Raw genomic sequence first — 20,499 nt, forward strand, 5'->3', positions numbered from 1 at the left:
AGAGCAAGGACGCAAGGGGGAGAGCATGATCATCGCGGTGTGTTCGTTCTCGGGAGCTCCGGGGGTCACGACCCTGGCGACCGCCTTGGCGGCGGTGTGGCCCACGGGCCCGCTCACCGTTCCGGTACTGGTGGAGGCCGACGCCAGCGGCGGCGACCTGGCCGTGTGGCACCGGCTCGTCGGCCGCCCCGGGCTGGTCTCGCTCGCGGCGTCGGTCCGGACCGCCTCCGACCCGAACCCGGATGGGGAGCAGGGGGCGCGGCGCGCCCTGTTGGCGCACGCCGCCGAACTCCCCGGAGGGCTGCGGGCCCTGGCCGCGCCGACCACGGCGCACGAGGCCTCCGCCGTGGTGACCGCGCTCGCCCACCGCGCCCGAATCCTGCGGGGCGGGCTGACCGTCCTGGATCTGGGCCGGGTGGCCCCGGGCAGCGCCGGCGCGCACCTGCTCACCCTGTCCGACGCCGTGGTGCTGACCGTCGCGGGAGACGACGCCGCGCAGATCCACCGCGTCTCGCGCTGCCGCGACGTCCTGGAGTCCCTGGCCGGCAAGGGCGCCGCGGTCGGCTTGGCGGTGCACGGCTCCCGCTTCTCCACCGGCGAGATCACCGCCCAGACCGGCTGCCGGGTGTGGGCCCAACTGCCGCACGACCCGACCGGCGCGGCGTTCCTGCGTGGAGAGGACTCCCGCCCGCGGGGTCTGCGCGAACGCGTGGCCGCCTGGTCGCACACCCGCCACAACCCCGACGGCGTCGAGTGGATGCCGCTGCTGGCCGCCGCCCGCGGCTTGGCCGAACAGGTCGACGACGTGGTGGACGCCGCCGCGACCCTGCGCCGCTTCGAGGAGGCGTTCGCCGCGTGAGCGCCTCCGACACCTCCCGCGTGGCCACCCCGAGCGGCCACCGCGTCGCACCGCACCTGGCCGAGACCGCCGCCCGGCTGGCCGACCGCGTCACCGACACCCTGGTCCGCCAGGAAGCCGACGCCCCGGCGCGCGACGGCCACCGCACCCGGCGCGAACGCGCGGACGCGATGCTCGCGGCCCTGCTGGAGGAGTACGCCTGCCGCGCCCTCACCGGAGCCGCCCGCGCCCTGACCGGCCCCGAGGAGGAGTGGGTCCGCGCCCACGCCCTGGCCCAGGTCTGCGGGCTCGGCCCCCTCGAACTCCTGCTCGGCGAACCCGGCGTGCGCGACATCCACATCAACGGCACCCGTGTCTGGGTCGACCTCGGCGACGGCCGCCGCGAGGAACGCGCGCCCATCACCTCCACCGACGAGGAACTCGTCGCCCTCGTCCGGCGCCTGGCGGGACAGGCCCCCGGCGGAGAACGGCGCTTCGACGCCTCCGCGCCCTTGCTGAGCATGGAACTCACCGGCGGCGCACGCCTGTCCGCCGTCATGGGCGTCTCCCGGCGCCCGGCCGTCACCATCCGCCGCCACCCCGAACGCGAACTCACCCTGTCCGACCTCACCGCCTCGGGCATGCTCACCCGCCCCGTGCGCTCCCTGCTCACCGCGGCCGTGCGCGCCCGGCTCAACCTCGTCATCGGCGGGGCCACCGGTTCGGGCAAGACCACGCTGCTGCGCGCCCTGGCCCGCCACATCCCGCACGCCGAACGCGTCATCACCGTCGAGGACGCCTTCGAGCTCAGGCTGGACGCCGACGAGGACCTCAACTGCCTCGCCCTCCAGGGCAGGCCGCCCAACACCGAGGGCGCCGGGGAGATCACCCTGGCCGACCTGGTCCGCCACGCGCTGCGCATGTCCCCGGACCGGGTCATCGTCGGCGAGACCCGCGGACAGGAGACCGTCGCCCTCCTGCATGCCATGACCATGGGCACCGACGGTTCGATGGCCACCGTGCACGCCTCCTCCTCGGCGCAGATCCTCACCAAGCTCGCCACCTACGCCAACCAGGCCAGCGAACGCCTGACCCTGGAGGAGAGCGGCGTCCTCATCTCCTCCGCCGTCCACCTGGCCGTGCACATCGACACCGACGAGCACGGCGGCGGACGCGTCAGCAGCATCCGCGAGATCGTCGGCGTCGACGGGCCCCGGGTGGTCACCAACGAGGTCTACGCCCGCGAACACGGCGGGTTCACCACCCCGCTGAGCCCGCAGTACACCCGCAAGCTCGTCCGCGTCGGCTTCGACCCGGCCAGCATGTTCGAGGACGCGCGGTGACCACCGTCCTGGCCGCAAGCCTGGGCGGCGCCGCGGTCGGCCTGGGCCTGGTGCTGCTCTGGCCCGCGCTCACCGCCGTCCCCGGGCTTCTGCGCTCGCGGGTCAGCGTGCGCCGCGACACCGTGCGCCGCGACACCGTCCTCAGGGCGGTCGCCGCCGTCGGCGCGGGCATGCTCGCCTGGGGCGTCACCGGCTGGCCCGTCGCCGCCGCCCTGACCGTTGCTGCCGCCTGGTGGCTGCCCGCCGTCCTGGGACCCGACCGGGCCACCGCCGCCGAGATCGCCCGCATCGAGGCCGTCGCGGGCTGGACCGAACAGCTGCGCGACCTCATCACCGCCTCCTCCGGGCTCCGCCAGGCCATCTGGACCTCCTGTGCCATCGCATCCGAGGCCGTGCGCGGCGACGTGCAGGGCCTGGCCGCGGACCTGACCGCGGGTAACGACCTGGAGGACGCCCTCACCGCCTTCGCGCACCGCGTCGACAACGAGACCGCGGACCTGGTGGCCGCCGCGCTGTCCATGGCCGCCCACCGGCATGCTGCCGACCTGGGCACCCTCCTGGGCAGCCTGGCCGAGGCAGCGCGCGACCGCGCGTCCATGCTCGTGCGCACCTCCACCTCCCGGGCACGCACCCGCACCTCCGTCCGCATCATCACCGCCGCCTCCCTCGCCATGGTCATCGGCATGGCCGCCCTCAACGCCCCCTACTTCGCCCCGCTCGGCTCGACCACCGGCCAACTCGTGCTCGCACTGGTCGGAACCGTGTGGGCGGCAGCGCTGTGGTGGCTGACCCGCCTGTCCGCCCCGCCGCGCACCGAACGCGTGCTGTCGGCCCACGAACAGGAGGAACGCGTATGAGCGTGTTCGCGGCGGCCCTGGGCGGGGCCGCGGTGGGAGCCGGACTGTGGTGGACGGCGCGGGTGCTGAGCCGCCCCGACCTGGCCGACCTCCTCCCGCCACCGGACCTGGAACAGGAAGGGGTTCAAAGGCGGGAAGGGGAACGCGCATGGGGGTGGGCGGGGCAGAGGAAGGGAACAGGGGCCACCGGGGTCGTGGGCGCCGCCGCGAACGTGGCGCGGGCCGGAGGGGGAGTGCTGGCCCGGTTCGGCTGGCCCGGACCCCGAACCAGGCGTGACCTGGCCGTGTGCGGCATCGACACCGACCGCCACCGCGCCGGGATGACCGTGTCCGCGTTCGCCGGAGCCACCCTGTTCCTGTCCCTGCTGGCCACCGCCGTGCCGCCCGCGTCACCGATGCCGCTCACCGCCGCACTGGGACTCGGAGCTTCCTGCCTCGTGCTGTGCCTGGTCGCGCCCGCGCTCGTGCTCCGCCGCAGGGCGGCCCGGAGCCGTGCTCGGCTGGGCGCGGTCACCTCGGTCATCGCCGACCTCGTCGGAGTCGCCCTGGCCGGGGGATCGGGGGTCACCGGAGCGCTCACCGCCGCCACCCGGCGCGGGAACGGACCGGCCTTCGACCTGATCCGGCGCTGCCTGCACGAGGCCAACCTGCGCACCCGCCCGCCCTGGGACGCCCTGTCCGACCTCGCCGAACGGACCGGCGTACGCGAACTGGACGAACTCGCCTCCTCCATCCGCATCGCCGGAACCGACGGCGCCCGGGTGCGTGCCTCGGTCCGCGCCAAGGCCGCCGCCCTGCGCACCCACCGCCTCGCCGCCCTGGAAGCGCAGGCCCACGAGGCCACCGAGCGGATGGCTCTGCCGGTCATGCTGCTGGTGCTCGGCTTCCTGCTGCTCATGGGCTACCCCGCCGTCACGCACGTGACCAGTGGGTTCTGACCAAAGACCCGACATCCAAGATGTGCCAGCCGTCCGCTGTCAGCGGGCGCCAGTCACCAGCCACCGACCGTCGGTCACTCACCACCGACCACCACCGGCTCACAGGCACCGGCCACCGAGAAAAGGGGCAACCACATGCGCCAGGCCCTGCGCCGCGCCCTCACCGCACTCGTCCTCGGCATGCGCTGTCACGGCACCGCCGCGGATCGGGGATCGACCACCACCGAGTACGTGCTCATGCTCGTCGTGGCCATCGGTATCGCCACGGCGGTCGGCGGCATCCTCACCCCGAGGATCATCGAGAGCGCCCAGTCCGTCGACCTGGGCGTCACACCGTGAGGAGCGGGCCGAGGCGGGACGGCAAGGACAGCAGGGACAGTCGGGAAGACCGGGATCTCCGGGAACGCAGGAGCGCCCGGGACAGCCGGGACGACAGAGGCGGCGCGGACACCCTGTTCGTCATCCCGCTGATGTTCCTGATGCTGCTGGGCATCCTGCAGTACGGGCTCTGGGCGCACGCCCACCACCGGGCCCAGGCCGTGGCCACCGAGGCACTCGCGACAGCACGGGCCTTCGGCAGCAGCGCCGGAGAGGGGCGAGCGCGAGGGCAGGCCCTGGCCGAGGGCCTGGGCGGCACCGTCCTGCGGGACGTCCGCGTTCGGGTGGAGCGGGGCGACGCCACCACCCGCACCAGGGTCGACGGCACCGCGATCAGCCTGGTCCCCGGATGGAACCCGCCCGTCAGCACGACCCTGTCCGGACCCACGGAGCACGTCGACGGAGCGGCCCGGTGACAGCGCCTCGTGAGCGGGTCCGGGACCGGAACCCGAGGCGGGAGCAGAACCGGCCCCGGGACCCGGGGCGGGAGCAGGACCGGGAGTGGAGCCTGAAACGGAAACGGGACCGGGAACAGGCCCGGGAACGGGGCCTGAAGCGGGACCGGGACCGGGGGAGTGCATCAGTCGAACTGGTCCTCATCGTCCCCGTCGTACTGACCTTTCTCCTTCTGCTCGCCCTGACCGGCCGCAACTACACAGCGGCGCTGGCAGCCGACGCCCTCGCCCACGCCGCCGCGCGCTCCGCCTCCCTGCACACCGACCGAAACGAGGCCCGAAACGCCGCTGAGCAGGCCGTCGCCGAGAGCGTGGGCGGCTGGGGGCGCGCCTGCCAGGAACCCGCCGTGCGGTTGCGGCCGACCACCGAAGGGAACCTGCGCGCGATGCGGGCCGAGGTCGTCTGCACCGTGCACCGCGACGACCTGCGCGTGCTGGAGGTCAGCGAGCGGCGCACCGTCACCGGGTCGGCCGTCTCCGTCCTGGACATCCACCGAGAGCAGGAGCCCTGATGGGTGGAGGCAGTCCGAGCGTGTTCGTCGTCGCCATCGCCGCGTCCCTCCTGGCCTGCCTCGGCCTGGTCCATGACGGCGCCCAGATGCTCCGCGTCAAGACCTGGACCACCACCCTCGCCCACGAGGCCGCCCGGGCCGGTGCCCAGCACCTGGACGCTGACCTGCTGCGCACCGGCACCCTCGCCCTCGACCGGAACGAGGCGCGCAGCGCGGCCAGGGACCACGCCCGGCTCGCGGGTTCGGGTGCGAACGCACAGACGGGCACGAACACGGCCGCGGACGTGGTCGTCAGCGCTGACGAGGTCACGGTCGCCGTCACGACCACCTACCGCCCGGCCGTGCTCGCGGTGCTCGGAGAGGTCGAGATCGCCTCCCGCGCCACCGCGACCGCGCACACCCCGACCCCGTGAGACGCCGAGGGACAACGCTGGAAGAGGGGACGACATGCACCACCCGGTTCGCAAGGTTCTGGCCTGCGCGATCACACTTGCCCTGCTGATCGCACCGCCCGTTCTGATCCAGCGGTGGCAGTGGCCCGCGGAGCTGGACGGGATGTCCTGGGACCACCTGTGGCTGACGCTGATCAGCGCGACGCCGCCCACCGTGGTCCTCCAGGCACTGACACTCGTGCTGCTCTGGGCGCTGTGGGGCGCCTTCACCGGGCTGGTGGTCCTGGACGCGGCGGCTCTCCTGCGCGGGCAGATGCCCAGGATCGGACTGTTGCGCCTGGCGGTGACCGGCGTCGCGGGAACCTCCGTGGCCGTGTCCGCGCCAGCCGTCGCCTCGGTGGCACCGGCTGACACTGAGCTGACAACGGGCGCACAGGACGCCCGCGGCCAGGAGCCGGCACACGTGTTGGAGCGCATCCGGATGCTGACGGGCTTCGGGACCGACTCCGCCGAGCTCACGCCCACCATGGCGGAGGAGCTGCTGCCCACCGTCGAACTTCTCCAGCTTTTCGGAGACCCGGGGGAGGCGGTCACCGTCACCGGGCACACCGACACGAACGGCCCCGACGAGTACAACCGCGCGCTGTCCGAACGCCGGGCCGAGTCCGTCGCCGCCTTCCTGACCGAACAGCTGGGGGAGGGGTGGACCATCACGACCGAAGGCGCGGGTTCCGAGCAGCCGCGCAACCACCCCGATCTGGGGCAGGCCGCTGACCGGCGCGCGGAGATCGCGTACACGCTGACCACACAGCCCCGTGCGGCTGCTGACAGCTCCGCGGAGCAGAGCGAACGAGAGCCGAGTCCGCCCCCGGAACAGGAACAGGAGAGGGGCCGCGAGAACAAGGTTCGCGAGAGCAGGGGCTCCGAGAGCGAAGCGGTGAACGACCTGGCTGACAGTGCGCCCACGTCCGGTGAAGGGGAGGACGAAGGGTTCTCCGGTACGAGCATGCTCGTCGGAGCCGCTGCGGGTGCGCTCGCCGGAGCGGTCGGTGGACGGCTCACCGCACCTCGTCGCGGTGGGGTTCGTCGGGGCGCGGTTGGTCCGCTGGCGGGTGGGGAGTCGGCTGTATCCGAGCCCGAGGAGGTTTCCGGCGTCGAGGTTCTCCGGAGCGCCGGAACGGAACTGGTCTCGGCAGGGGGATATCTGAGGGTCGCCGACGACCTGGCTGTCAGCGCACGCGACGGGCTCAGCGTGACCGGAACCCATGGAGTGGGAGTGTGCGCCTCCGTCATCGGCCGTGCATTGGCGGACGAGCACACCACGGTCATCACCACCCAGGACGTTCTGGCGCGGGCAGGCGCGCCGGAAAGAGTGGACGTTCCCGGCCTGGTCGTGTGCCCCGACACAGCGTCGGCGATCACCGAGACCGAGCTGGCCTACATCAGCGCCGTGCGCCTGGAGGACGAGGAGGAAGCCGCTGACGCTCCCTCATGGACGCTGCTCGTGGTGGAGTCCCCCGGGGAAGGACGAGCCAGCGACCGGCTGGACATGGTGACCAGGGGATCGACCGACAGCGGCACCGTTGTCCTAGTCCTTGGGGAGGGGTGGTCCTCGCCCACGGTCCGCTGCGACGCCTTCGACAGGGTGGAGGTCACCGACGCGGATGGGGCCGTGACCACCGTGTACGACGGCCTTCGCCTGTTGCACATGGACGCGGCTGCTTTCTCGGTGTGTCTCGACACCGACGACGAGAAGCTGTCGGTAGCTGAGGAGCCTAAGGAAGCTGAGGAGGACGCTTCCTGCTCCCCGGTCGTGGAGGGACCCGAGCTTTCTGAGGAGGGGCGAGGGTTGGCGGAGCCGCGGCTGCGGCTGTGCCTGTTCGGACCTCAACCCAGGATCGTGCTGGACGATGCCGATGTCGGGGCACGCATGCGTGGTTCCGCACGCCGTATGCTCGCCCTCCTGGCGCTCCACCCGGACGGGATGGGTACCGAGGCGCTCACCGACGCGCTGTTCCCTGACTCGACCGAGAGCAAGGCCCGGGCTCTGCGCAACACCGCTTCCAGCGACGCGCGCCGCGTGGTCCGCGAGGCGTTGGGGGACGGTGAGGCCGAGATCCTGGAGGTCACCTCGGGCCGGTACCGGATCCGTCGCGAAGCCGTTGATGTGGACGTGTGGTGCTTCGACGCCGCGCTCAGGGCCGCGAGCGCGACCCGGGACGCGGACCAGCGTCTGGCGCACCTGCGGATCGCGGCGGCGGAGTACACGCACGAGCTGCTGTCCGAGTTGGAGCTGCCGTGGATCGAGGAGAAGCGCCAGGCCTACCGTCGAGCCGCTGCCGACTGCTTCGTCAGCCTCGCCAAGGCCAGTGAGGGGCCGGAGCAGGCGCTGGTCTGGTTGGAGCGGGCGAGGGAGTCCGACGACCTGAACGAGGCCGTCTACCAGGAGATCATGCGGACCCAGTCGGCCTTGGGGCGGTTGGACGCGGTTGAGCGTGCCTACCAGGAGCTCAGCGAGCGGCTCAAGGCCATGCGCGCTCGTCCCAGCGCTGCCACGAGCAGGCTCTTCCAGGAGCTACTCGGCCGCTGAAGTTTCCTTGCTGAAGGGGCTGACCGAACTGGGAGCCGGCTGTGTGAGTATGGGCGTGAGACGGGCGTCGGAGAGGCCTTGGGCAAGCTCTTCGCATAGATTGCGAGGAGATAACGGCCTGTGTTTCCGCAGTTCGTTAAGCGTGAGCCCCGCGCACGCGGGGATGGACCGGCCGAACCGGACATTTAGCATGACATCCCCGGTGAGCCCCGCGCACGCGGGGATGGACCGCGGTGCACCATGATCACGACGTCCGAGGACTGGTGAGTCCCGCGCACGCGGGGATGGACCCTGGATCAGCGCTGGACACGCTCCCAGGGACCGTGAGCCCCGCGCACGCGGGGATGGACCGGACACACCATGCCTCGCCGCCGACCCATCGTCGTGAGCCCCGCGCACGCGGGGATGGACCGCGGTCGTTGGGGATGGTCTTCGGGTCGCCGGGGTGAGCCCCGAGCGCGCGGGGATGGACCGGAGCTGGTCCTGATCCAGTCCGGGCGCGAGGAGTGAGCCCCGCGCACGCGGAGGTGAACCTTGCGGCGACCGAGTACCGTCCCCGGTGATCGCAGAGCTTTGTGCAGGTGGTTTAGGGCAAGCGCGCGGAAGCGACCGAGACCTTCCGGTCGGTCAGCCCTGGGCGGTTCACCCGTTGGTCCGTGCCGTCCGGGTTTCCCGAGGCCCTGTGTTTCAACGAACCAGACGGACTGGGTGCCGCGTTTGCCGCACTGCACGGTGTTGAGCTGCGCGGAGCGGCCTGACGAACACTTGTCCTCGCTCGATTTGTCTTGACACATTCCGCCCTGACAAGGATGTGTTCGAAATCCTGCAGGCAGGACGTCTGTCAACGTCGACTGTTCGATGAGCCGCTCTCCTCGCCGCCTTGTGCTGGGAGCTGTGGAGACTTCGGGCGTCCGCGACACGAGTTCGCTGAGACATGGTCGTGAACCCGTCCTGGCCTGGGCCTTGTAGCGTATCCGTCAGGGTTGAACCCGTGATTCCCACATCGGAAAGCGGTCCGGACAGCACTTCGGAAGGCGCCTGGCCGGTGCTGAGCGATGGAAGGTTTGTCCACTCCTTTAGTGGATGTGCCTGACGGCGCTCCACGGACAACCGAAATGCCTATCTTCCCTGTTCGTCGCCACATTTGGATCATCGGCGGACTAAACATGCCTTGAGTGGCCGTATATGGACAAAGTGGTCCTAAGTTTCCCTTGTGCTACTGAAGGAGCATTTCGTGAACTCACGTGCCACCTGTTGTGTCGTGCGTCACTCCGGTTGTTGTTTCCCTGGGGCTGCTAACTTCCCGTTCGGTCCCAGGACAACCACCACCCGTGCCCCCATGACACGGAACCCCCCTCGGTGATCCCCCAACCTGGGTTAGAGAGCTCTGCCATGCCCCGCCATGCGCGAGTACTCGGCGCTGCCCTCACGGCGTCGTTGCTCCTCATGCCTGCTCTGTCCACCCCCGCCTACGCGGAGGAGGAGCCCGACCCCGGCCCCTCCGCCTCGACCGCCGACCTGACCACCGACCGGGAAGCCCTGGTCCTGGCGCAGGAGACCGGCGAACCCGTCGAGATCACCGCCGCCACCACCGAGACCACCCGGCACCTGGCCAATCCCGACGGCAGCTTCACCATGGAGCAGAGCGCCTTCCCGGTGCGGGTGCGGGCCCAGGACGGTTGGACCCCCGTGGACACCGACCTGGCCGTGGACTCCGACGGCCGTCTCCGCCCCAAGGCGGTCAGCGCCGACATCGCCTTCTCCGGCGGCGGTGACCAGGCCCTGGCCAGCATCGGGATCGGCTCGAACTCCGTCGACCTGGGCTGGCACGAGGACCTGCCCGCCCCCACCGTCGACGGTCCCCAGGCCACCTACGCCGACGTCCTACCGGACGTGGACCTGGTGCTGACCGCGGGTGTGGACGGGTTCGGGCAGGTGCTGGTGGTACACACCCCCGAGGCGGCCCAGCACGAGGACCTCGCCGAGCTGGAGATGGCACTGGCCACCACCGGTGTGACCATGCGCCTGGCCGAGAACGGCACCCTGGAAGCCATCGGCGACCTGGGACAGGAGAGCGTCTTCACCGCGGTCGCTCCGGCGATGTGGGACTCCGCGGGCGCGCAGGAGACCGGTGAGGACCCCACACTGATGGCCCCCATGGGAGCGCGCACCGAACTCCTGGGCGTGGACCTGACCACCGACAGCATCCGCCTGGTTCCCGACGCCGCCATGCTCGTCGACGAGGGAACCGAGTACCCGGTCTACATCGACCCCTCGCTCGCGGTGAGCCGGGTGGGGCGCGCCTACGTCGACGCCAACTACCCGAGCCAGTCGTACTGGAACTACTCCACCTCCCACGACCCGGGCGTGGGCTACGAACCGAGCGACGGCAGCACCAAGCGCGCGTTCTGGCGCTTCAACGTCGACTCGCGCACCCGCAACGCCGACATCACCCGGGTCACGTTCCGCCCCAGGGTCACCCACGCCTACGGGTGCACCAACGCGCAGATCCAGTTGTGGCGCACCGACGCCATCTCCTCCTCCACCACCTGGAACAGGCAGAACACCTCGGCCTTCTGGAACACCAGGCTCGACACCCGCACTATCAACGCCGGCCGCTCCAACTGCCCCGGGGGTACCTCCCCGACGGTGGAGTTCGACGCCACCGACGGGTACGTGTACAGCCGCGACGCGGGCCACGCCACCACCACCCTGGGCCTGCGCGGCAACGAGAGCAAGTCCTCCAGCAACTGGGACTGGCGCCGCTTCGACGCCAATCCGACCCTGCAGGTGGACTACAACAACCCGCCCGAGATCCCCACCAAGGTCTCGGACTCCCACGGCGGCAGCTGCGCCACCGACCCGGACAACCCGCGCCTGATCAACGAGACCCGGCCCACCTTCACCGCTTACGTGCGCGACCGTGACTCCACCTCGGCCAACCGCCAGAAGGTCAAGACCCGCTTCGCCTGGTGGGTGGACGGCACGCGAACAGGGGAGGTGGACACCTCCTCCACCAACGTGGCCGTGTGGTCCTCGGGCTCCTACCAGTCGGTGCGCTCCGGCGCACTACCCGAGGACGTGCTCATCGGCTACCGGGCCAACGCCCACGACGGAACCTCCTGGTCCGGCTGGACCGGCTACTGCTACCTGATGGTCAGCACCGCACGCCCCGACCAGGGCCCCGCGGTCACCTCCACCGACTACCCGGCCGGGGACGAGTTCCACGGTTCCCCCGGCCTGCCCGGGCAGTTCACCCTCTCCAACAACGGCGTCGAGAACGCCGAGAGCTACTTCTACGCCCTCAACGACGACTCCTGCGTCACCGAGGCCAAACCCGAGCAACCGGGCGGCGAGGTGACGGTGACCCTCACCCCGCGCCTGGAGGGCCCCAACTGGGTCTACGCGCGCACGGTGGACGCCTTCGGCAACTCCTCCGACTGCGTGCTGGCCTACTCCTTCCTCGTCGCCGCTCCCAGCGACCCGGTCGCCCACTACACCTTCGACGAAGGACAGGGAAACCGGGCCGCCGACACGACCAACCCCGACCAGGGCGCCACTCTCTCCGGCGGGGTGGACTGGGTCCGCGGACGCGTCGGCTCGGTGGACAACCCCGACACCAACCCCACGCCCCGCCTGGAGGGCACCGCCGTCCACACCAGCGGATACACCGACGGAGACCCCGGCCCCTACGACGAGATCACCGCCGACGCCTCCGCAGTGGACACCTCCGGCACCTTCTCGGTCTCGGCGTGGGTCAAGCTCGACCGCGCCTACGCCCACCACACCGCCGTCGCCCAGGAGGGCGAGCAGCAGAGCGCCTTCCACCTGGGCTACCAGGGCAACACCGGCCAGTGGGTGTTCAAGATGTCGTCCGAGGACGAGTACTGGGACGGCTCCCGGAACTGGGACATGGTCACTTCCTCCGACTCCGCCGAGATCGGGGTGTGGACCCACCTGCTCGGTACCCACGACGAGCAGACCGGTGAGATGACCCTGTACGTCGACGGTGTGAAGCAGGGCACGGACACGCTCGTCGGCGGGTGGAACGCCGCCGGGCCGCTGACCATGGGACGCGCCCTCTTCCAGGGTGTCGGCAACTACTACTGGCCCGGCGCGATCGACGACGTGAGGGTCTGGGACCGGCTGGTGCTGAACGAGACGGTCTCCGACACCGAGACCTCCTCCGAGACATGGCGCCTGGCCAACCAACCGGTCGCTGCCCAGGGCCGGTGGATGCTCGACGAGTACGAGGGCACCGCGGTGGCCGACTCCACCGACCATGGACTCGACGCCGTCCTCAACGCCGACCCAGCCACAGCGTGGAACCTGGCGGAGAACTCCTTCACCGCATCACCGGGAGTACGGCTCAACGGCGTCGACGAGTACGCCGAAGCACCCGGACCGGTGTTGCGCACCGACCGGAGCCTCAGCGTCTCGGCATGGGTGCGGCTGGACGAGACCGGTGCGGCGGTCAACACCTCCGCGGTGAGCCAGGCAGGTGAGTTCCAGAGCGGATTCCACCTCGGTTACCAGGGCTCGAACAGCTCCTGGGTGTTCAAGATGGCTCCCCACGACGACGAACCCACCTCAGGCTCGACCGGATGGACCTACGCCTACTCCACCACCGCCGCCCGGCTGGGGGAGTGGACCCACCTGGCCGGTGTCCACGACCACACCACCGGTGAACTGGTGCTCTACGTCAACGGTTTCGAGGAGTCCCGCGTGGCGGTCGACCACGCCTGGCACGCCGACGGCCCCTTCCGGATCGGTAGCGCCCAACACAGCGGTTCGAACACCTACCACTGGACCGGCGATATCGACGACGTCCACACCTACCAGGGCGTACTCGACCAACGCGGTATCCACCACGTCCGGGACGGCGTCTTCCCCAGCGCTTGAGGCCGGTCCCTTAGCCACACCTCCCGCTCTCCACCCCCACACCCCGTGATCGTCCCCCGCTCACCCGAGCGGGGGACAGGAGGACTGCTGTGACCCCGCGCAGTGACACCCCCACCCGTCCCGGCCCGATCCGCCGCGGCATCACCTACTCGGTCGGCCTCGTCCTCGTGGCCGGCCTGCTCAACGCCCTTCCCGCATCCGCCACGGCCTACAATCCGCGCCCGGAGGTGGAGGACCTGCCCTCCGTCGAGGGGCAGGACCTGGTTGCGGAACCCCTCGCTGGAAGCGACGCCGTCGCCGAGGCCGCTGTGACCGCGCCTCAGGAGGTCGACTGGCCCGAGGCCTCGGCCGCCGATGTGGATCTGGGCGGGGAACAGGCGCGGACGTTCGGAGCACAGGAGCAGTCTCCGGTCACGGTCACGGCCGTGGCGGAGGAGGACCTCGCCGACTGGGAGGTTCCCGGACACTGGCAGGAGTGGGCACCGCGGGTTCCCGAGGACGACGCGTCAGAGGAGGAGCCCCCCGCACCGGAGGAGACGCCTTCGGCGCAGGAAACGCCGAGCGAGGAACCCCCGGCACGGGAACCCGATCCGGACACCGCTGGGGAAGCCGAGGAAGAGGCGCCGGAAACCGCTCAACCCTCCCCGGACAGCAGCCCGTCCCCCGAACGCAACGAAACGCGCCGAGAGCCCGTCGTCTCCGACGAGCCCGAGGTGGACGCCTTCTCCGCCCCCGAACCCGTCGAGTCGGTCCAGGTGGAGGTCCTGGACCAGGCTGACACCGAAGCGGCCGGTGTGCACGGCCTGCTCGTCAACATCACCCGCACCGACGACTCGCCCACTCTCGCGCCGGTCCGGCTGGAGGTGGACTACTCCGAGTTCGCCGCGGCGTTCGGCGGCGACTACGCCTCCCGACTGCACGTCGTCGAGCTCGACCCCTGCGTCCTGGACGACTCCTGCTCCGCGGAGGACACGGTCTCCTTCGACGCGCCCCAGCTCCTCGACAACAGCGTGTCGGACCAGAGCCTGTCCGCCGTCGTGGGGGCGGCGCCCGCCCAGGGATCGCTGTTCGCGGTCACCGCCGCACCTTCGGGCGGCAACGGCGACTACCGGGCCACGAAGCTCTCGCCCTCCGCCACATGGAACGTCAACACCCAGGCGGGCGACTTCTCCTGGTCCTACGACCTGTCCGTCCCGCCCGCGCCCAGCGCGCTGGTCCCCGCCATGGGGCTGAGCTACTCCTCCGGCGGGGTGGACGGGCGCGTGGCCACCTCCAACAACCAGACCTCCTGGATCGGCGACGGGTTCGCCTACGCCCCGGGATCGATCGAGCGCCGCTATGCCGCCTGCGCCGACTCCGGGCACAAGACCGGTGACCTGTGCTGGAACACCGACAACGTCACCCTGTCCATGAGCGGGCACTCCGGTGCGCTCATCAAGCACTCCGATGGCACCTACCGGCTCTCCAACGACGACGGGACCAAGGTCGAAAGGCTCACCGGCGCCACCAACGGGGCGCACGAGGGCGAGTACTGGAAGGTCACCACCCCCGACGGCACCCAGTACTTCTTCGGCCGCAACCGCCTGCCCGGCTGGTCCAGCGGCGACCCCGAGACCGACTCCGCGCAGACCATGCCCGTCTACGCGGCCGAGTCCGGACAGCCCTGCTACGACTCCACCTTCGCCGAATCCTGGTGCCAGCAGGCCTACAAGTGGAACCTCGACTACGTCGTGGACGTGCACGGCAACGTCATGACGTTCTACTACGACGCCGAGACCAACCACTACGGCCGCAACCTCACCAACACCGCCACCCCCTACGTACGCGCGGCCAACATCGAGCGCATCGAGTACGGGCTGCGCAGCGACGACGTGTACGCCACCGCCCCGGCGCGCGTGGCCTTCTCCACCTCCGAACGCTGCCTGGTCACCGACTCCTTCGACTGCGCCGCCGACGAGCGCACCGCCGACAACGCCGAGCACTGGCCCGACGTCCCCCTGGACCAGGACTGCAAGTCCGGCTCCTCCTGCGCGGGCAAGCACTCACCCACCTTCTGGTCCACCAGGAAACTCGACGCCGTCACCACCCAGATCCACAACGGCGACGAGTACACCAAGGTCGACTCCTGGACCCTGGAGCACTCCTTCCCCGAGGCGGGCGACGGCACCGGCCCGACCCTGTGGCTGGACTCCATCGAGCACACCGGCCACGTGGGCGGTACCGAGACCCTGCCCAAGGTCACCTTCGGCGGCACCCAGATGCCCAACCGGGTGGACTCACCCACCGACGACATCGCGCCGATGCTGCGCTGGCGCATCACCGAGATCCGCACCGAGACCGGCGGACAGCTCGACATCAACTACTCCGCACCCGAGTGCGAACACGGACAGACTCCCCAACCGCACAGCAACACCAAGCGCTGCTATCCGGTCAAGTGGACCCCCGAAGGCGGTGTGGAGATCACCGACTGGTTCCACAAGTACGTCGTCACCGAGGTCAACGAGGTTGACGATGTCACCGACCAACCCACACTGACCACCAGCTACGACTACGTGGGAACCCCGGCCTGGCGCTACACCGAGGCCGACGGCATGGTCAAGGACAAGTACCGCACCTGGGCGGACTGGCGCGGCTACGACCGGGTCATCGTGCGCACCGGCCACGCCACCGAGGAACGGACCGAGACCGAGTACCTGTACTTCCAGGGCATGGACGGCGACAAACAGCCGAGCGGCACCAGGGACGTCTCCGTCACCGACTCACACGGCGTCGAGCACACCGACCACAAGGAACTCAACGGCACCCTCCTGGAGACCATCGTCCGCGACGGCGAGGGCGGCCAGGAGATCTCCCGGGAGATCACCACCCCCTGGCTGCGCGAGACCGCCGAGGTCACCCACGACTGGGGCAGCCAGACCGCGCACATGATCCGCACCGAACGGGTGGACAGCTTCGCCCGCCTGGCCGACGGCACCTGGCGCCACGCGCGGGTGGACCACACCCTCAACGACGACGGCGTCATCACCCGCACACGCGACCACGGTGACGTGGATATCGCTGGTGACGAGACATGCGTCCACACCACTTACGTCAGCAACACCGACGCCTGGATCCTCAACCTCGTCTCACGCACCGAAAAGCTGGACGTGGACTGCGGCCAGACCCCGCAGCGCCCCGCGGACGTCGTCACCGACGAACTCGTCCTCTACGACGGCGGAGGCCACGGTGACGCACCGACCCGCGGCCTGCCCACCCGCACGGAGAAGCTCGACTCCTACTCCGGCGGCCAACCCGACTACCAGATGGTCCAGGAAGCCGAGTTCGACTCCTTCGGCAACACCGTCTCCGAGACCAACGCCAACGGCGGGGTGACCACCACCGACTACACCCAGACCGCCGTGGGGCTACCGGAGTCGGTCACCGAGACCAACCCGGTGGGGCACACCACCACCACGGTCGTGGACCCGGCGCGCGGGATGCCCGTGGCCGAGACCGACGCCAACGGCCGCACCATGCACCTGGCCTACGACCCACTCGGCCGCCTCACGAGTGTGTGGCTGCCCGACCGCGACCCCGACGCCGACATCCCCACCGCGAAGTTCGAGTACCACATCCGCCAGGACGAGCCCACCTCCGTCGTCACGCACACCCTGCGCACCTCGACCGAGTACACCACCGGCTACGAGATCTTCGACGCCTTCCTGCGCCTGCGCCAGACCCAGACCCCGAGCCCGGACAAGGACGGGGGCCGCCTGATCACCGACACCTTCCACGACACCCGCGGCCAGGTGGTCAAGGAACGCGAGGCCTACTACAACCTCGAGGAGCCCAGCGACACCCTGTTCGTCGTCGCCGACGACGGCGACATCCCCCGCCAGACCGAAACCCTCCACGACGGAGCCGGACGCGTCACCGACATCCTGCACGTGGGCTTCGGTGAGGAGCGCTGGCGCACCAGCACCGAACACCACGCCGACCGCACTCTGGTCACACCGCCCGACGGAGGCGTGGCCACCACCTCCATCACCGACGCCCAGGGGCGTCTGACCGAGGTACGCACCCACCACAGCCCCACCCCCGAGGGCGACTACGACGCCATCGCCTACACCTACGCCAAGAACGACGAACTGGCCACGGTCACCGACCCCGAGGGCAACACCTGGACCTACACCTACGATCTGCGCGGTCGCCTGGTCCAGACCGAGGACCCCATCGCGGGCACCACCACGATGACCTACAACCAACTCGACCAGCTGGTGACCACCACCGACGCCCGCGGCCAGACACTCGCCCACTCCTACGACGCCATCGGCCGCCAAATCGGCCTGCACGACGACGCACCGGACGGGCCACTGCGGGCGAAGTGGGTCTACGACACCCTGGCCGAGGGACACCTGACCTCCTCCACGCGGTACGTGGACGGCAGCGCCTACACCTCCCGGGTGGTGAACTACGACCAGTTCTACCGCCCCCTGTCCACCGAGGTCCTCGTCCCCTCCAGCGAACCGGGGCTCGCGGGACGGTACCGGTTCACCACCGCCTACAACCCCGACGGCACCGTGCAGTCCCAGACCCTGCCAGCCGCCGGAGGACTGGGCCTGGAGTCGGTCACCCACTCCTACAACGACCTCGGCATGCCCACCCACATGTCCGGGTTCACCGACTACGTCGCCGCGACCGTCTACAGCAACACCGGTGAGCTGCGCCAGCGCACCATGGACATCGGTACCTCCGATACCCACGCCACCTATCTGACCCGCAAGGTCGACCAGGCGACCGGTCGTATGTCGGAGACCACGCTGGTTCCCGAGCTCGGCGTCACCGGCTCTCTGGTGCACCAGTACTACACCTACGACGACGCGGGCAACGTCCTCAACCTGCGCGACGAGCCCACAGCCGAGCACCTGCAAGCGGATGTGCAGTGCTTCACCTACGACCACATGCGCCGCATGACCGACGTGTGGACCCCCGACGCCACCGGCGAGCAGGCATGTGCGGCCGAACCCTCGGCCGACGCCCTGGGCGGAGCAGCGCCTTACTGGCACGCCTACACCTACGACACCCTGGGGAACCGCGCCACCGAGGTCCAGCACGGTCCTGCCGGTGACATCACCCGCACCTACACCCACGGCGACGCGACCGGCCTGCGCCCCCAGGCCCTGACCCAGGTCGAGCAGACCGGCCCGGGCGGCGACCGGCTGGAGGAGTACGCCTACGACGAGGCCGGGAACATGACCGGCCGCACCACCGCCTCCCGAGACCAGGACCTGGAGTGGGACGCCGAGGGCAACCTGGCCCGCGTCACCGAGGAGGACGGCTCCCACACCTCCTACGTCTACGACGCCGACGGCCAGCGCCTGATCCGCCACGCCCCGGACGCCTCCACCCTCTACCTGCCGGGGATGGAACTGCGCCTGGACCGGCAGAGCCTGCTCAAGGAGGCCACCCGCTTCTACTCCTTCGCGGGCGAGACCGTCGCGGTGCGCAACAACGACGGCACCCTGTCGTGGATCCACTCCGACCACCACGGCACCGGACAGGTCGCGATCAACGCCCGCACCGGCGAGTCAACCCACCGGCACACGACGGTGTTCGGCACCGACCGCGGCAGCGTGGGCGCATGGCCCTCCGACCGCGGGTTCGTGGACGGCACGATCGACGCCTCCACCGGCCTGACCCAGTTGGGGGCACGCGCCTACGACTCGGGTCTGGGGCGGTTCGTCTCGGTGGACCCGCTGATGGACGTGACCGACCACCAGCAGATGCACGGCTACACCTACGCCAACAACAACCCGGTGACCTTCACCGACCCCGACGGGCTGATGCTGAATTGCATCGACTCCTGCGGTCCTGGTGGCTACCTGGTGGTCAGCAAACCCGGCGGCGGCACTCGTCTGTACGACTACGACCGTAAGCGGTACATCAACAAGAAGTCTGGCGGCGGGGTCACCTACACGTCAGGCAGGACCTGGAACCCGCAGGGCAAGTCCAACTCTCGTGGTGGTTCCGGTGGTGGAACGACCTACCAGGGTCAGCAGGGGCCGTCGCAGGCCTATCTGGACGCCCAGCGGGAGAAGGAGGAAGCCAAGCAGAAGCTGATCGCCGCGGCGGCGGGACTGGCGAAGCTGGTCGCGGACGAGTTGGGGATCACCGCTGGCCTGGAGTGCTTCACCACGGGCGATCTGGGGGCGTGCGGCGAGACGGCGCTGAACATCGCCACGATGTTCGTGGGTGGCCTGGCAGGCAAAATCGCCATCAAGTACGGGCTGAGATGGGGCAAGGCCGCGGAGTTGGGGCGCAGGATAGCCGAGCTTGGCGGTGAACTGATCGACGGGGTCAACGGCCTGATCAGGGCCAACCGTAAGGTCGACAGCCTTTCCTGCCCTATCGGTAACAGTTTCTTGCCCGGCACACGGGTGGTGATGGCCGACGGGACGACCAAACCGATTGAGGAGGTCGATGTCGGTGAGAAGGTGCTGGCCACCGATCCGGAGACCGGTGAGCGGACCGCGCGGACGGTGCTGGCCACGATCATCGGGTCGGGCAGCAAGCACCTGGTGGAGATCACGGTGGATCCGACCACCGAGCGCGAGGCAGCCGGTGAGGGCACCGGTGCCGAAGATGAGGGTAATCAGGTCGAGCAGTCGGGTATCCCCGGGCCGGTAACGGCGGGGGACGTGGTCATCGCGACCGACGAGCACCCGTTCTGGGTGCCCGGCCTGGAGCAGTGGGTGGACGCGGTCGACCTGGCTCCGGGGATGTGGTTGCAGACCTCTTCGGGCACCTGGGTGCAGGTCTCCTCGGTCCAGGCCTGGACGCAGGCCGCGACGGTCCATAACCTGACCGTCCAGGGCGTCCACACGTTCCACGTTGCTGCCGGGGACCTGGACGTCCTCAACCACAACTGCAATGGTGATGCATATATCACCCCAGAAAGGTCTGCTCACATTGAAGGGGCGCACGGGCCTGGTGCTCGCGACAGGGATTCGCATGCAGGTGAGTTCAGCGAAGATTTTTTGTGGGACGGCGAGGATTTTGCGATGGATTCTCGACTTGTGAATGGAGCAAACGGGACACCTGAGCTTCCGAACCCAAATGGTCGCGGGCATATGCATAGAGTGTATTACAATGAGCCAAGCCCTGTAGGTTGGGACGGGACGACTGAAACCAACATGGTCCAAATTGTTGTGAACCCTGGTGAGGGGATTGTGACTGCGACGCCAAAGAAGCCTTGGTGAGATAAAGGAACTTTTCAATCTTCTGGGTATTGGTTTCGCAACGCGCACTCGGTGGC

General features: G+C 69.8%; 11 protein-coding genes. All 11 read left to right on the forward strand.

Features of this window, described 5'->3' with window-relative positions; all coding sequences use genetic code 11:
- Window positions 1-25 precede the first annotated feature (25 nt).
- The 11 genes from EV372_RS20930 to EV372_RS20980 all read left to right on the forward strand — a co-directional run bounded on the left by EV372_RS20930 (window position 26) and on the right by EV372_RS20980 (window position 20,443).
- Window positions 26-859: a hypothetical protein gene (locus tag EV372_RS20930; protein WP_130397389.1), complete on the forward strand. Its 834-nt coding sequence runs from the start codon at window positions 26-28 to the stop codon at window positions 857-859.
- The gene (locus EV372_RS20935) at window positions 856-2,181 is read left to right on the forward strand and encodes an ATPase, T2SS/T4P/T4SS family (RefSeq protein ID WP_130397390.1); all 1,326 of its coding nucleotides are present in this window, start codon (window positions 856-858) and stop codon (window positions 2,179-2,181) included. The genes EV372_RS20930 and EV372_RS20935 overlap by 4 nt, the downstream gene beginning before the upstream one ends.
- Window positions 2,178-3,038, forward strand: a complete 861-nt coding sequence (locus tag EV372_RS20940) for a hypothetical protein (protein ID WP_130397391.1) — start codon at window positions 2,178-2,180, stop codon at window positions 3,036-3,038. Before EV372_RS20935 ends, EV372_RS20940 begins: the two co-directional genes overlap by 4 nt.
- Window positions 3,035-3,976: a type II secretion system F family protein gene (locus EV372_RS20945; protein ID WP_130397392.1), complete on the forward strand. Its 942-nt coding sequence runs from the start codon at window positions 3,035-3,037 to the stop codon at window positions 3,974-3,976. The genes EV372_RS20940 and EV372_RS20945 overlap by 4 nt, the downstream gene beginning before the upstream one ends.
- 135 nt (window positions 3,977-4,111) lie before the next feature.
- Window positions 4,112-4,315, forward strand: coding sequence for a hypothetical protein (locus tag EV372_RS20950; protein WP_130397393.1), 204 nt, complete (start codon window positions 4,112-4,114; stop codon window positions 4,313-4,315).
- Entirely contained in the window at window positions 4,312-4,770 is a 459-nt protein-coding gene (locus EV372_RS20955) for a TadE family protein (protein WP_486484018.1), read from the forward strand. Before EV372_RS20950 ends, EV372_RS20955 begins: the two co-directional genes overlap by 4 nt.
- A complete protein-coding gene (locus EV372_RS29500; protein ID WP_486484019.1) occupies window positions 4,767-5,321 on the forward strand; it encodes a putative RNA-binding protein in 555 nt (184 codons plus the stop codon). The genes EV372_RS20955 and EV372_RS29500 overlap by 4 nt, the downstream gene beginning before the upstream one ends.
- Window positions 5,321-5,734: a hypothetical protein gene (locus EV372_RS20965; protein ID WP_130397395.1), complete on the forward strand. Its 414-nt coding sequence runs from the start codon at window positions 5,321-5,323 to the stop codon at window positions 5,732-5,734. Before EV372_RS29500 ends, EV372_RS20965 begins: the two co-directional genes overlap by 1 nt.
- A 34-nt stretch (window positions 5,735-5,768) precedes the next feature.
- On the forward strand, window positions 5,769-8,303 hold the full coding sequence (locus EV372_RS20970; RefSeq protein WP_130397396.1) for an OmpA family protein: 2,535 nt from the start codon (window positions 5,769-5,771) through the stop codon (window positions 8,301-8,303).
- A 1,446-nt stretch (window positions 8,304-9,749) separates the two neighbouring features.
- Window positions 9,750-13,205: a LamG-like jellyroll fold domain-containing protein gene (locus EV372_RS20975; RefSeq protein ID WP_486484020.1), complete on the forward strand. Its 3,456-nt coding sequence runs from the start codon at window positions 9,750-9,752 to the stop codon at window positions 13,203-13,205.
- Between the two features lie 89 nt (window positions 13,206-13,294).
- Entirely contained in the window at window positions 13,295-20,443 is a 7,149-nt protein-coding gene (locus EV372_RS20980; protein ID WP_486484021.1) for an RHS repeat-associated core domain-containing protein, read from the forward strand.
- Window positions 20,444-20,499 lie beyond the last annotated feature (56 nt).

This window comes from Nocardiopsis sp. CNZ308 (assembly GCF_004217075.1).